Below are 12966 nucleotides of genomic sequence, written 5' to 3' on the forward strand. Positions count from 1 at the left end.
ACGCTTGGATCGAAATTTGTACGTCCGCGTTATCGGTCCGCCAGCATTTGAGCTGGATGGTCAAACATTTAGCACTTCGTCTCGGAAGGGCGACGCCCTACTTGCGTATCTGGCGGTAAGTGAGCGAAGCACCATTTCCCGGCAGTCTGCGGCCGGTCTTTTGTGGTCGGAATCGAGCGAAGACAAGGCCCGCATGTCTCTTCGGCAAGTCATCCGGTCCATCCGTGTGGCCTGTAAGAGTGTTGGATATGACGACTTTTTCGCAGACCCACAGAGCATTGAGTTGCGTGGCAGTGGATTTAGAATTGACGTCCAAGATCTGCTGACATCGATTGAACATTCCGAAGTGCCAAGGCGCAGCGTGCTTCACGAACTGCGGTACTCGCACAAGATTTTCGCCGGCTGTGATGAATTTGATCCCAATTTCACCAATTGGCTGCGGGTTCAACGTCAGATCTGGAGTGACAGGGTCATGGAAGCCCTGTTGCAGAAATTCAACGAAACGAAAGAGCTGCCGGCAATTGGGGGGAAATGGGCGCAAGCTTTGTTTGTCTTCGACCCTTCCAATGAACCAGCTGCACGCTATCTCATGATCGAGAAGGCGTCAGAAGGGGATTATGCAGGCGCAATCGCAATCTATGACACGCTTTGGCAAACCCTATCGGATGACTTCGACACCGAACCGGATTTTGAAACGCAGGATGTGATTGCCGACATCAAGCTGGGAAAGGTCGACCAGTCCAGGCAACACCCCGTGCCTCGGAATGTGCCGGTGTCCCAAGACTTGTCCGAACACCCGATCATCATCGTTGCGCCGGTAGACCAGTCTACTCAGGGAGAAGTCGCCAACTCATATTTGCAGGGCATGCGCTCTGAATTGATATCCCGGCTCGTAAAATTCCGCGAATGGTCTGTCGTTGATTGGGGAGCGGATCAAAAGGAGAGTAAACGGCCAACCTATTCAATTCCGCTATCCGCATGGCGCGAAGGTGGGGAAATCGCGTATTCCTTGAACCTGCGGGATGAGCATTCAGGGACGTTTGTTTGGGGGCAAACGATCCGGTGTGCCGAGGGCCAGTCCCCGCTTCAACAGCATAACTTTCTGCAAGAGATTGCCTATGCCGTGCGGGTGCAGGTATCTGCAGACCGGCTGCAAATGGCCAGCTCCGGAGATGCGTTGATGCCCGGGTTGTATGATGCCTGGATACATGCGCAGCAACGCTTGCAAAAATGGCGGGATGCTGACGACAACAAAGCCTTAGAACTGCTCCGGTTTATTGTAGAAAAGGCGCCCAACTTTGGCCCAGCCCACAGCGCGATGGCGCAATTTGCCAATGGCCGTCATATTGTCCGGCCAGGTCTTTTTCGGCGTACGGCAAATGCCGAATTCGCTTACAGTCACGCAAAAAAAGCTTTGGAGTTAGACCCACTGGATGCCCGGGCCCATTTAAGTGTTGGCTGGACCCAAGCGCTTTTGCAGAATTTTGATGAAGCTGAAAGCTCCTTTACCTCGGCCATACAATTAAACCCAAACGATCCGTGGGCGTTGATTTCCGGAACTCACGGATTGGCATTTTGCCGGTCAACAGATGAACAGGGCGTCGATACCGGCATGATCCTGGATCTTGATGTCGACCTTGCTCCGGAACATTGGAGTTATTTAGCCGGAATCCGGTTTCTCGCAAGAGACTTCGATGGATGTCTTGCTGCCTCTGCGCGTGCCGGGCAGGGGTATTACGGGATGAAAACCTGGACGATCTCCGCGCTTTCTGAGTTGGGTCGATTCGATGAGGCAAAGACAGAAGCGGAAGAGCTTTACAAGCTGCTCAAACAGGATTGGTACGGGCAAGTGGCGCCGTCACCGGAAAACGCCGGTGACTGGCTTGCTCAAATGTTTCCAATCCGGTCAAGCAGTCTCCGGCAGCGCATTCGGAAATGGTTGTCGGAAGCTGGATTGTAGGATCTAGCCGGTCAAATGGGGGATTTGATTTGGCTGGTATAACCGTTTACCGGCAGACCGAGACTGTATAGTCGGATACCCGGCAAAGGAAAAAATCAAGATTGGTCATATGGACGTTTGACGGCTCGGATTCCTGTCCGTCGGTCTGGCCACGCAGTTTGACCCGATAGAAGTTGGGTACATCGTAGCGGCCGGTGGCTTCCTCGCCGGATGAAAGCACTTTCATAGTGTTTTCGATCATTTTCTTCGGAGGCAGGCGCAGGAGAAATTCATTCGGTTCTGCTTGTACCGCGCGAACACAGTCGTCATCCTTCCAGCGGTCTGGCACCATTGCGATTGGATCTGGGCCTTCAAGAACCTTGCGCAGATCGCCAATGGTTTCCGGCGGAGTGGCCTTGCCAACGGCCCAATCGTGGATCAGTTGCCCAAACTCCACGGGTTTGATGACTTTGAAACGGCCGAACTCACCTTGGTGAATGTCAGACATAATACTCTCCTCCAGCATGATACTCTCCTCCAGTTATAAAAACGAAAGTCTGCTGCCGTCTTCCAGGGTCTTGTATTCATCTGGCAGGTGTTGGTCGATCCAGCGGATCAAATCCGGCATGGTTTGGGGAATGGGACCGGCCCCGGTTTGTTGAAATAGGATGGACGCAGCGATTTGCGGCGTATGGGAGTTTGGCAATTCCAGCTGCTGTAGACCGCGGTCGTCGTCAACTGCGCGGAAGAGGGTCTCCGCAACGATGATCGACCCGATCGGCCCGAGATGCTGTCCCTGTCCGGGCCCGCTGTTGGCTTCGATGAGCACAAACAACCCCAATGGCGGGTTGCCGCTGAGTTCATCAATCGTTTCGGTTGTCAATCTGGGAGGAAGGACACCTGAGCCGATAGGTCGTGTCGGCCGGTCTGCGAAAGATTTGATCTCAGCGGCAATGTCAGCGCTATTTGCAATTGTCTGCCGGCTTGCTGCCGGAAAATCTGGTTTTGTTGGAACCGTCTGCAGGATGTGTTGCCGCAACCGCTCGACTTTCAATACAGGTGCGGACACGCATCGCAGCAGATCCAGATAGGCAAGAGTATCATTGTCGAAATGGACGCCGTCTTTGAGCTTGCTGTTCAGAGCTCGCATATAGAGAGGCCCCAGCAGGTTGCTCTTTTGAGAAACGACAGCCGGTGTCCTGTCCGGAAGGTCAAAGAAAAAGGACCAGGCAGCAATCCAATCATCGTTGAGGGGGGCCCGGTTGGGTTCACCGTCCGAAGTTTGCCCAAGAACGTCCTCAAGCGTGAAGGCTTCGCCGTTCATTCGTTCTGACATTTCATAAAGCGGCCGGACCATCGCATGGCCAAACCGGTAAGCTGCATGGGTAAATTCACTGGTGACCGGATTGTTTTCATCAATTTCGAACAGATACCGGTCGGGGTCCTGCGACCGGCTGTAGTAGTGATAAATGTCTGGATCCAGCAGCTTTTGCAGAAAGTCATTTCTGATGATGTTGCGGTAGACGTATAAAACGACCGCTTTGGCAAAGTTGAAATGGGTGTCGATGTCCGAACCGGGATGCTGCTCCTCCGAATAGCCAACGACAATGTTGTGAAAGTGGGAGAAAAGGGCGGTGAGCTGGGAGAGGATTGGGTTGTTGTCGTTGCGCGCATCGGCAATGAGCGGACGGCCGCCCCGTTTGACACCGCTGTCGTCATATTCCTGATACCGGCAGATATCGCGCTTTGGCTGGTTCACTGTGCTCTTGTTGTGAGACACAGGACCAAGTTTTAGCCGTGCATCAATGCCTTTGAAATCACTTTTGAAATCATAACAATGTGCCGAGACCAGCGGGCCACTGCCATAGAGGGTGTTCAGCATCAAGGCATCGTTCTGAACATTCGTCCGAACCTTCGGCGCCTCCATATTGGGCCGGATTTCGCCATTGATTGTAATGTCGTGGGCAATCAGTTGGGCAAAATAGGTATAACCCGCTGGAATGCGCGGGTTTTCGCCCCAGTTGCCGTAGACCGGGCCACTTGTACCGGCGGCTTCCATCAAAAGGGCGATGTTTCTGAAAAGATCTTCTGTCTTGCGTTTGTCCAGTTTTCCATTGGCTTCGATGCCGGAATAAAGATCTGCAGGCGCTGGCCGTGTGCCAGTGGATAAGGCGGGGAAAGGAGAACGTCTTTTTAAAAAGTTCGATTGTTCAAAGTCTGAGAAGACTGTTTCCAGTCTTAAAGTGCTTTTGAGTAAATGCATTACCCTTCCCCGCCTTAACCTGCCCTTCCCGTAAGAAAATGGGAAAGACAATTCTTTCTTTGAAACGGGAAATTCCTCCTATCCGTCTCATGAAAGTTTATGCTTGTTATTTTGCGCCTGCGTCGATGAGGCTTGTTGAATTTCTGGAACCAGTAGACAGCTTGCAACGTGATTCCATCGTGATTCCTGCTTATCACGGTTGGATCACGGCGAATTTTCATGGCTTTTCGGCCATTTAATTTGTCCGCGTTCTAAAGTCGTTGGAAGATGTGAAACAGCGGTGACACAAGGTGCGGTTAATTCGCAGTTTCACCCGCCTGGATTGCCGCCTGTCTGAAACTGCCCTAATGCCCGAAGGTCCAGTAGGCCGCCAAGAGAATGGCCAAGCCGACTGCCGCCTGTAGACTAGAGCCGCTAGCCAGGATTGCAGTTGCGTGACCTTCGCGTCTGTCGCTTAGCGCGCTTTTGCGGACCAGCCAATAAAAACTGTCATTCGGCAATATGGCGACAAAGGAGCCGAGACAAATTGCCAACACCGCAGCAACTGGTGGCAATCCAGCAGCCATCACGATGGGGGCGGCGATCGGCGAAACCGCTGCAAATGTGGACATGCTCGAACCCTGAACAATCTTGAAAGAGGCGGTCAAGGCAAAGAGGCTCAGCAGGGCAAGGCTGCCACTTTGGCCTGCAAAGAAATTGCCAACCGGGACCGTCAGAGTTACGGCTGCGCTGAGGGCGCTGGCGGCCCCGATTATTACGAGGAGTGAGCCACTCCGGCTCAGACCGGTCTCAAGGCACGCACGACGGTCGCGTGCGGGAACCATTGCTAGAGCCACTCCAGCAGCACACATAAGCGCGCCTTTCGGGTTCACAAGAAAACTGGTCACGACATTCTGAGAGACGTCAAAGCTGACGCCGAATGCCAACAATGCGCACAATGTGCCAAAGGGAATGAGGACCTTGAGCCGTGTCTTCGTGGTACCTGATGAAGGTGGTGCCGTTACAGCTCGAAGTTCAACAAACCGCGCAAACGTCAGACCAGCTGCATAAACCGGCAGAAACAAAGCAAAACAAGTGATCAATAGCCAAGTGTCGCTCACGCCAATGCTGGTTGCGACAATGAGAGGCCCGGCTGGAAACAACAGTTTGAACCCGGCATAAGAACCGAAAGCTATTTCCAGGCGGCGCCGTTTGCTCATCGGTGTGAGCGCTGCATAGGCGGTATCTGGACAGACCATTCCTGCTGCAGCCAATGGGGACAGTCCGACTGCCAACAGGGGTGGTGCCTCCACTCTGATCCGGTCAATCGCGGCCGCAAGTGTGAACGAGGGGATCAGTATTAAGGCGAATTCCCCAATCGCAGCACCCCAGCCAGCGTTGAACACAGCTACGAGCTCTTTGGCGGGCAGTCCGGCGGCCAAAAGCAGAACCAGTGTCGCGAGGATTATCCAGACAGGCAACGGCAGACTTGGTGCGGTCAACCGGCGCCGCGTATTAGCTTGTTCCTGAGGGATTGTTATCGCGTTCTTGGTCATGCCCGAGCTCCATGAACACGTTGTTCCGTTTCAAGACCGGCGATCGGTGTTCCGTCAGAACTGGAACATTTGATCTCAGAGCGAGGCGGAAAAAGAGGTGGATCCGGCAGGATCAGCTGCATGTAAACAACATCAATGAACTGGCCGAACTTATATCCGAGGCCCTTGGACAGGCCCCTGCGCTTGAAGCCGAATTTTTCGTGCAACGCGATTGATCCGCTATTGGCACTGTCGCCAACCACAGCCATAACGGTCGCAAAGCGGTGTGACTGTTCCGCATACTTCAGCAGGGCAGCGAGTAGCTGTGTGCCGACGCCTTGCCTGGTCATGCTTGGGTCCATGTAGATCGAGACTTCTGCCGTGTAGCGGTAGGCAGACCGGTCTTTATGGGGGGCGAGATAAGCGTATCCCGCAATTTGGCTTGCGATGTCAGCGACGAGCCAGAGGTAGTTTTGGGCCTGAATAGCTTCGATCCGCTGGGCCATCTCCTGCTCATCTGGAGGAACTTCTTCAAAGGTGGCAGTGCCATATTTGACGTAATGCGCGTAAATTGTGCTCACCGCTGCGACGTCCGCCGGCCTAACAGGGCGGACGTTGATTGCGCTGGTTTGGGTTGGCGCAAAATCTTCGGGCTGTGTGTTGTCTTCCGTTTGGTATGCCACTCAAACCGCTCCAATCTTGTTCAAAGGGCAAAACCAATTTCGAATGCGTGCCGAACGTTTGCTGTCGGGCGATGTTTTGCCTGCGATCAGTGATCGTAGAGTGTTGAGCTGCGGGCAAAAGACGGATTATCCTCAGTGTCATTATGAGAAAAAGTCATGATACATGGTCGAAGAGCTCGCTCCGTGCGATGCGAGCCTTTGAGGCAGCAGCTCGGCTTGGCAGTTTCACGGCCGCCGCAGAGAGTTTGAATGTCACTCAAGGGGCCGTCAGCAGACAGATCAAGGAACTGGAAGGCGTCATCGGGAGGCCGTTGTTCCGGCGTTCAGGACCCCGTTTGTTTCTGACAGATCAGGGCCGGGCATTTGCAGATCAGCTGGCTGAGATATTTACCGATCTTCAGCAGGCTTTTTGGAACGTGCAAGGGTATGAGGAGACGGCTACGGTCACTATTTCGACCTTGCCGAGCGTCGCAACCCGGTGGCTTGCCGCCCGGCTAAGTGAATTCGATCGGGATTTTCCGGACGTTGACCTGAAAGTCCTTGCGTCCCGGGACCTGGCCGACTTCAGGACAGGTTCGATAGACGGGGCGATCCGCTTTGGGCAAGGCAATTGGCCGGAGGTTGAGGCTGAATATATTGGTGGTGAATCCGTGTGCCCGGTATGCACACCCGGCTTTGTTGCCGAACATAATCTCAATCATCCGGAAGACCTTCTGCAGGTTCGGCTGTTTCACAGCGATATGGAGGAAGGCTGGCAGGGATGGTTTCACCATGCCAGCGTTGTTCCGCCGCCAGCCTTACGTGGACCTCAGCTGGGCGATGATGCGGCCACGATGCAGGCTGTCTTGAATGGGCAGGGGGTGGCGCTGGGACGAACCTTGCTGGTTGCCGATGATCTTGCCGAAGGGAAGCTTGTTCAACCCTTTCCCGTCTCTTTGCCGATTTCATTTGGCTATTGGTTCGTAACCGAAAAACCTTCGCCGGATGACCCGCATCTCACGGCAGTGCGATCCTGGTTGATCGAACGGATCAGGACTACGTTGGAAGCGGAGGTCAGCTGACCGGTTTCCTGGTTATTTTTCGGCTTCGGACAAAAAATCTTCGGCAAGCTCAACCCAGAACGCCGCGCCAATGGGCAGGGCATCGTCGTTGAAATCGTATTCCGGGTGGTGCAGCGGCGGGTCATCATCCGTTTTGGCTGTGCCGAGGAGGAAGAAGCAGCCGGGTTTTTCTTCAAGGAAGTAAGCAAAATCTTCGCTGCCCATCTCCGGGCTCGGTAAGGTTTTGACCTTGTCTTCACCTGCAAAGCGACGGGCGACAGATCTCACATAATCTGTTTCGCGCTTAGGATTGTACATTGGCGGATACCCGCGCTCATAGTCCACATCGACCTGCATGCCATAACTTGTAGCCTGGCCTTCGGCTATCAGGCGGACACGGCGCTCCAACTCATCCCGCACGTTGTTATCAAACGCACGGATCGTGAGTTTCATCTCGGTGCTCGCAGGGATCACATTGCTGGCGATGCCGCCATTAAAGGCGCCGACCGTGATCACTGCCTGATCCATCGGATGCACATTTCGGGAGAGGATCGTCTGCAGCGCCATGATGATGGATGCACCACAAACGATCGGGTCGGACGCGGCTTGGGGTTGTGCACCATGCCCGCCTTTGCCGATCACCGTGATCGTGCATTCATCGGCGGCTGCCATCATCGGACCGTCGATAAAGGCGAATTCGCCGAAGGGAAGGGTCGGGTCATTGTGCAGGCCAAAAACAGCGTCGCAAGGAAAACGTTCGAACAGGCCATCTTCAATCATCAGTTTGGCACCACCGAAATTCTCTTCAGCGGGCTGGAACAGGAGATGAACCGTGCCGTTAAATTGTTTCCGGTCTGCCAGACGTTTGGCCGCGCCAAGCAGCATGGCCGTGTGCCCATCGTGGCCACAGGCGTGCATCAGGCCCGGATGCGTGCTGGCATAATCAGCGCCCGTTTCTTCCTGGATCGGCAAAGCGTCAAAATCGGCGCGGATGCCGATGCTGCGATTGGACGTGCCATTGCGCAAGGTGGCAACAATTCCGGTCTTGGCGAGGCCTCTGGTCACCTCAAAGCCCATGGCCGCCAGCTCACCTGCGACGTAATCCGACGTTTTGAATTCGGATAAGCCAATCTCCGGAATCTTGTGCAGATGGTGCCGTGTGGCAACGAGATCGGGATCGAAATTGGTGGTCTGTTTGGTCATGATCTTTTCTGAAATCATTTGTGAAATTGAGGCGTCGCTTAGGTCCCGCGGCTAGGAATGCGGTTTTCCAACAAGCGGAACAGCAATACCAGAATTCCGGTCAGGCACATATAGATAAGCGCCAGGAGAAGCAGTGGTTCGTAGGTGAGATAGGTGTCCTGGCGGACCCGGGAAATGATGGCGTAAGCGTCAACGACCGTGATGGTCGCGACGAGCGGCGTGGCTTTTAGTTGCAGCACGGTTTCGCCGCTGAGGGTTGGCAGCGCGCGGTAAATGGCCCGTGGCAACCAGATCCGCCGGAACATGGTAAAGCGGCTCATGCCAAAAGCACGGGCGGCCTCCAGCTCGCCGCGCGGGACACCGGCAAAGGCGCCGCGCATCACTTCACCTTCATAGGCGGCAAACGACAGCATCAACGCAGTGAAACCATAAGGCCAGGCTTGGCGCAGATAGGGCCAGAACATCGACTGACGGATTTCCGGGTATTGCGCAAAAACGGATCCAAGGCCGTAGTAAAGCAGCCACAATTGCAGCAGAAGCGGAGTGCCTCGGATCAGCGTGCAAAAGCCCCTCGCTATGGCCGCCAGCGGCCAAGGGCCGGTGACCTGTACAAGACCAAGTGGCAAGGCCAATAGAAATCCAGCCGCGGCCGTTGAAAACAGGAGGAACAGGGTTTCGCCGATGCCGTAAATCAACTTGCTCTGGTATTTCGGCAGCCAGTCCCAGCGCAGGAAATAAATGGCGCAGCCAACGATCACCGCAAAGACGGCAATCAGGAAAATCCTGTGTGGCTCCAACAGGCGGCGAGGCGGCGGCGGCACATAGGCCGGCATGGTGACTTTTGTCTCGCTCATGTCACACAGGCCCCGCGATGCCGCGTCTTGCGCGTCTTTCGATGATGGAGATGATCCGGTTGGATACCAGCGTTAGCGTGAGATAGAGGACCCCGGCGGCGCAGAAGAAGAGCATGTAAGCTTTTGTACTGCCGGCCGCCTGCCTTGTGACAAGCGTCAATTCGCTGAACCCGACGACGGCCAGAAGAGCCGTGTCTTTGGTGGCAATAAGCCAGAGATTGGACAGGCCGGGAATGGCGTAAGGCAACATTGCCGGCAAAGTGATGCGGCGCAGGGTTTTGAAGGGTGACATGCCGTAAGCGCGGGCCGCTTCAATCTGGCCTGGCGGTATGGCCTTGATCGCGCCGCGAAGGACTTCTGTTTGATAGGCACCTTGGACGACGCCGATGACAAAAATCCCGGCAGCAAGGCCGCTGATGTCGACCCGGGGCAATCCTGCCAGGCCGAGAATCGCGTTTACCGCATCGGACCCCGCATAATAAAGCAGAAGAATGAGAACAAGTTCCGGCACTGCGCGGATAATCGTCGTATAGATTTCCAGCAAATCCCGCAGGATCGGGCCGCCATAAAGCTTGCCGAATGCACCGGCAATTCCGATCAGAAGGCCGAGACTGAAGCCACCAACGGCAATCTGCAGAGACGCTGCAAATCCTTGCAGGAGCACGCCGCCCCAACCGGGTGGTGACAGTGCGAGGAGTTCGAGGTTCAAGAAACCGGCATCAACAGCCATCGACGGCAAATCACCTTAGTTTTATCGAAGAACCGCCGACGTCAATAAACGCCGGCGGGGTTAGGTAGGGACTGGCCGTTAGCCGCCGTAGATGTCGAAGTCGAAGTAATTCTTGGAGAATTCCTCGTATGTGCCGTTGGCACGGATCGCAGCGATCGCGGCGTTGATCTTTCCTTTCAGCTCGTCTTCGCCCTTGCGCAGACCGACGCCAACACCGGCGCCGAGAATAGCCGGATCGTCTGCAACGTTGCCTTTAAGCTCGCAGCAAGCGCCGGCTTCGGATTTCAGGAAAGCATCCAGTGCGATGGCGTCAGCTTGGACAGCATCGACACGGCCGGCAGCGAGGTCCTGGTTGGCTTCATCCTGGGTCTGATACTGCTTGATGTCGTCAGCGGTCGGGCCGAAATACTTGTCGGCATATGCGGCATGGATGGTGGACACCTGCACACCGAGGATTTTGCCCGAAAGGCCTTCCGGAGTGGCATCAAAACTGTCACCCTTGGCGCCGATAACGCTGGTCGGTGTATTGTAGTACTTGTCCGAAAAGTCGATAGTTTTCAGGCGTTCTTCAGTGATCGACATGGAGCCGACAATCATATCGATCTTGCCGGATGTCAGAGCCGGAATGATGCCGTCCCAAGCAACAGGAGTGATGACACAGTTGAGTTTGGCTTCTGCGCAAATCGCTTCCATGAACTCAACTTCCCAGCCAACCCATTTGCCGCTGGAATCTGGCGATGTGAACGGCGGATATGGTTCAGCAGCAACACCTACTTTAACGTCTTGAGCCAGCGCTCCGGTGACTGCAGTGGCACTGACTGCCGCTGCAACAAATGCTGCTTTGAAGATCTGTTTCATGCTGTTCCCCTGTTTTTCGGTTTGTTTGCCGGAAGGCCCGGCTTGACCAGCCCGCGCATGTGAGCCACGGGATGCCCGTTCTTTAAAAGCGTCCAGCCCCTGCCTTTGTCCTCCCGGCAAGGCCTGGCCCTTTAGTGGACCGAACTGATGAATTTCTTCAGTCGGTCCGATTTCGGCGCGCCAAAAACCTGGTCCGGCGGTCCCTGTTCTTCGATGATGCCGTTGTGCAGAAAGATGACATGGCTTGCGACTTCGCGGGCAAACTTCATTTCGTGCGTGACCAGCACCATGGTCCGGTGTTCCTGCGCCAGATCGCCGATGACGCTCAGAACTTCTCCGACCAGCTCCGGATCGAGGGCGGAAGTGGGCTCATCAAATAGAAGCGCAAGCGGCTGGACGGCGAGGGCTCGGGCGATCGCTGCGCGCTGCTGCTGGCCGCCGGATAAAAAAGCCGGATAGGCGTCGTGTTTTTCCTGAAGGCCGACCCGCCGAAGAAGACCCTCTGCGATTTCAACGGCCTGATCGCGTTTCATACCCAAAACATGGACGGGCACTTCAATGACGTTTTGCAGGACTGTCATGTGCTGCCAGAGATTGAAACTTTGGAAGACCATCGCCAGCTGGCTGCGGATGCGTTCGATCTGCTTGCGGTCTGCTGGGCGTAGGCCGTAGTGGCCATCGTCTTTTAATGAAATCGGCTCGCCATGGATTGTGACCGACCCGGCGCTCGGCAGCTCCAGCATATTGATGCATCTTAAAAGCGTTGATTTACCGGAGCCCGATCCTCCGATGATCGCAATGACATCGCCTTTGTTAGCTGTCAGCGAAACACCTTTGAGCACTTCAAGTGCTCCGAAACGTTTAAAGAGGTCTCGCACCTCTATGGCTGGCGCCACAGGTTCCATCATACCGCCATTGCCCGGCAACGCCGGACCGCTGTTGTTACTGTTCCCGCTGGCTTGTTGTTTTAAACGGTGCGGTGCCAGCTTTCCGTCCCGATATGTCTTGTTAGCTTTGCATCCAGTTCGTAATTATTCAAGTGTATAATTTGGGCTTGTGTGCTTATTATTCAGTCGTATAATTGAGAGCGGTTTTACGAATCTATCCAGCTTTTTTAAGCGGAGGCCATAAGGAAACGCGAATGATGAAGGGGGCGGAGATGACCAAAATCACGCAATATCTGCCGTCTTCCGGCACTGTGCTCTTGCCGTTTTTCGTTGCTGTTTCGCTCAGGAGTGCTGAATGAGCCGGCGTACTTTTCATCGCGCCAGCGAGGCAGAGCGCCGCCAGGACTTGATCAACGCGACGCTCGACTGCATCTCAGAACTTGGTTTGCAACGCGCGACCGTTCGAGAAGTCGCAACACGCGCTGGGGTCACTCCAGGCCTCATCCGGCACTATTTTTCCAGTAAGGATCAGATGCTGCAGGCCGCTTATCGCGAAGTCATGACCGGGATGACATCAAAGGTGGCAGCAGCTGCTGACGTGGGACAGACAAGCGCACGGGCCCGGTTGCATGATTTTATCGTTGCCAACCTGACACCTCCGGTCGCCGACGGCCGGTCTCTATCACTATGGGCCGCTTTTATCAGTCATGTCCGCGTAGATCCTGCTTTTGCCGAAATCCACCGGGAGAGTTATCTCACTTTTCGCTCCGCGCTCGAAGTACTTGTGTCTGAGGTGTTGGCAGAGGCTGGAGAAGTGCCTGATGACACACGCTGCCGGGAGTTGTCGATTGCTATCAACGGTGTGATCGACGGCCTTTGGCTGGAGGGCACGCTGGTTGGCGATCTTTTTTCCGAAACGCCTTTGCCTGGCATTGCCATTAAATCCGTTGAAGCCCTGTTGGGCGGCATCAAACTCGCCGCCGACGACTAACCAA

The 12966-nt window shown here is 54.9% G+C and carries 12 protein-coding genes; 3 read left to right on the plus strand and 9 right to left on the minus strand.

Annotation, left to right across the window (positions count from 1 at the left end):
• Positions 1–4 precede the first annotated feature (4 nt).
• Entirely contained in the window at positions 5–1960 is a 1956-nt protein-coding gene (locus ACOOFE_RS06825; RefSeq protein WP_420414262.1) for a BTAD domain-containing putative transcriptional regulator, read from the plus strand.
• Positions 1961–2006: 46 nt separating this feature from the next.
• Here the strand turns inward: ACOOFE_RS06825 and ACOOFE_RS06830 are convergent, their stop codons facing one another.
• The 4 genes from ACOOFE_RS06830 to ACOOFE_RS06845 form a co-directional block, all read right to left on the minus strand.
• Positions 2007–2447: a hypothetical protein gene (locus ACOOFE_RS06830; protein ID WP_420414263.1), complete on the minus strand. Its 441-nt coding sequence runs from the start codon at positions 2445–2447 to the stop codon at positions 2007–2009.
• Between the two features lie 33 nt (positions 2448–2480).
• On the minus strand, positions 2481–4202 hold the full coding sequence (locus tag ACOOFE_RS06835; RefSeq protein WP_420414264.1) for a peroxidase family protein: 1722 nt from the start codon (positions 4200–4202) through the stop codon (positions 2481–2483).
• Between the two features lie 344 nt (positions 4203–4546).
• On the minus strand, positions 4547–5737 hold the full coding sequence (locus tag ACOOFE_RS06840) for a hypothetical protein (protein WP_420414265.1): 1191 nt from the start codon (positions 5735–5737) through the stop codon (positions 4547–4549).
• Positions 5734–6399, minus strand: a complete 666-nt coding sequence (locus tag ACOOFE_RS06845) for a GNAT family N-acetyltransferase (protein WP_420414266.1) — start codon at positions 6397–6399, stop codon at positions 5734–5736. Before ACOOFE_RS06845 ends, ACOOFE_RS06840 begins: the two co-directional genes overlap by 4 nt.
• Positions 6400–6587: 188 nt before the next feature.
• On the opposite strand from ACOOFE_RS06845, the gene gcvA reads away from it, so the two are divergent.
• Complete coding sequence (gene gcvA / locus ACOOFE_RS06850) at positions 6588–7460, plus strand: transcriptional regulator GcvA (RefSeq protein ID WP_420414267.1); 873 nt, start codon at positions 6588–6590, stop codon at positions 7458–7460.
• 12 nt (positions 7461–7472) lie between these two features.
• On the opposite strand, the gene ACOOFE_RS06855 is transcribed toward gcvA, so the two are convergent.
• From ACOOFE_RS06855 to ACOOFE_RS06875, 5 genes are all read right to left on the minus strand, one after another.
• Entirely contained in the window at positions 7473–8642 is a 1170-nt protein-coding gene (locus tag ACOOFE_RS06855; protein ID WP_420414268.1) for a M20 aminoacylase family protein, read from the minus strand.
• A gap of 38 nt (positions 8643–8680) precedes the next feature.
• Positions 8681–9496, minus strand: a complete 816-nt coding sequence (locus ACOOFE_RS06860) for an ABC transporter permease (protein ID WP_420414269.1) — start codon at positions 9494–9496, stop codon at positions 8681–8683.
• A gap of 1 nt (position 9497) precedes the next feature.
• A complete protein-coding gene (locus tag ACOOFE_RS06865) occupies positions 9498–10226 on the minus strand; it encodes an ABC transporter permease (protein ID WP_420414270.1) in 729 nt (242 codons plus the stop codon).
• A 78-nt stretch (positions 10227–10304) separates the two neighbouring features.
• A complete protein-coding gene (locus ACOOFE_RS06870; protein WP_420414271.1) occupies positions 10305–11084 on the minus strand; it encodes a transporter substrate-binding domain-containing protein in 780 nt (259 codons plus the stop codon).
• A gap of 131 nt (positions 11085–11215) precedes the next feature.
• Entirely contained in the window at positions 11216–11989 is a 774-nt protein-coding gene (locus ACOOFE_RS06875) for an ABC transporter ATP-binding protein (protein WP_141188706.1), read from the minus strand.
• 337 nt (positions 11990–12326) lie between these two features.
• Here ACOOFE_RS06875 and ACOOFE_RS06880 point away from each other — a divergent pair, with 337 nt between their 5' ends.
• The gene (locus ACOOFE_RS06880) at positions 12327–12962 is read left to right on the plus strand and encodes a TetR family transcriptional regulator C-terminal domain-containing protein (protein ID WP_420414272.1); all 636 of its coding nucleotides are present in this window, start codon (positions 12327–12329) and stop codon (positions 12960–12962) included.
• Positions 12963–12966: the final 4 nt, after the last annotated feature.

This window comes from Roseibium sp. (genome assembly GCF_965216085.1).
Lineage (GTDB): Bacteria > Pseudomonadota > Alphaproteobacteria > Rhizobiales > Stappiaceae > Roseibium.

Bases quoted from the DNA above. Each gene is read 5' to 3' on its own strand.
- ACOOFE_RS06830 (WP_420414263.1), bottom strand. From the start codon at position 2,447: ATGTCTGACATTCACCAAGGTGAGTTCGGCCGTTTCAAAGTCATCAAA.
- ACOOFE_RS06835 (WP_420414264.1), bottom strand. From the start codon at position 4,202: ATGCATTTACTCAAAAGCACTTTAAGACTGGAAACAGTCTTCTCAGAC.
- ACOOFE_RS06840 (WP_420414265.1), bottom strand. From the start codon at position 5,737: ATGACCAAGAACGCGATAACAATCCCTCAGGAACAAGCTAATACGCGG.
- gcvA (WP_420414267.1), top strand. From the start codon at position 6,588: ATGCGAGCCTTTGAGGCAGCAGCTCGGCTTGGCAGTTTCACGGCCGCC.
- ACOOFE_RS06855 (WP_420414268.1), bottom strand. From the start codon at position 8,642: ATGACCAAACAGACCACCAATTTCGATCCCGATCTCGTTGCCACACGG.
- ACOOFE_RS06860 (WP_420414269.1), bottom strand. From the start codon at position 9,496: ATGAGCGAGACAAAAGTCACCATGCCGGCCTATGTGCCGCCGCCGCCT.
- ACOOFE_RS06865 (WP_420414270.1), bottom strand. From the start codon at position 10,226: ATGGCTGTTGATGCCGGTTTCTTGAACCTCGAACTCCTCGCACTGTCA.
- ACOOFE_RS06870 (WP_420414271.1), bottom strand. From the start codon at position 11,084: ATGAAACAGATCTTCAAAGCAGCATTTGTTGCAGCGGCAGTCAGTGCC.
- ACOOFE_RS06875 (WP_141188706.1), bottom strand. From the start codon at position 11,989: ATGGAACCTGTGGCGCCAGCCATAGAGGTGCGAGACCTCTTTAAACGT.
- ACOOFE_RS06880 (WP_420414272.1), top strand. From the start codon at position 12,327: ATGAGCCGGCGTACTTTTCATCGCGCCAGCGAGGCAGAGCGCCGCCAG.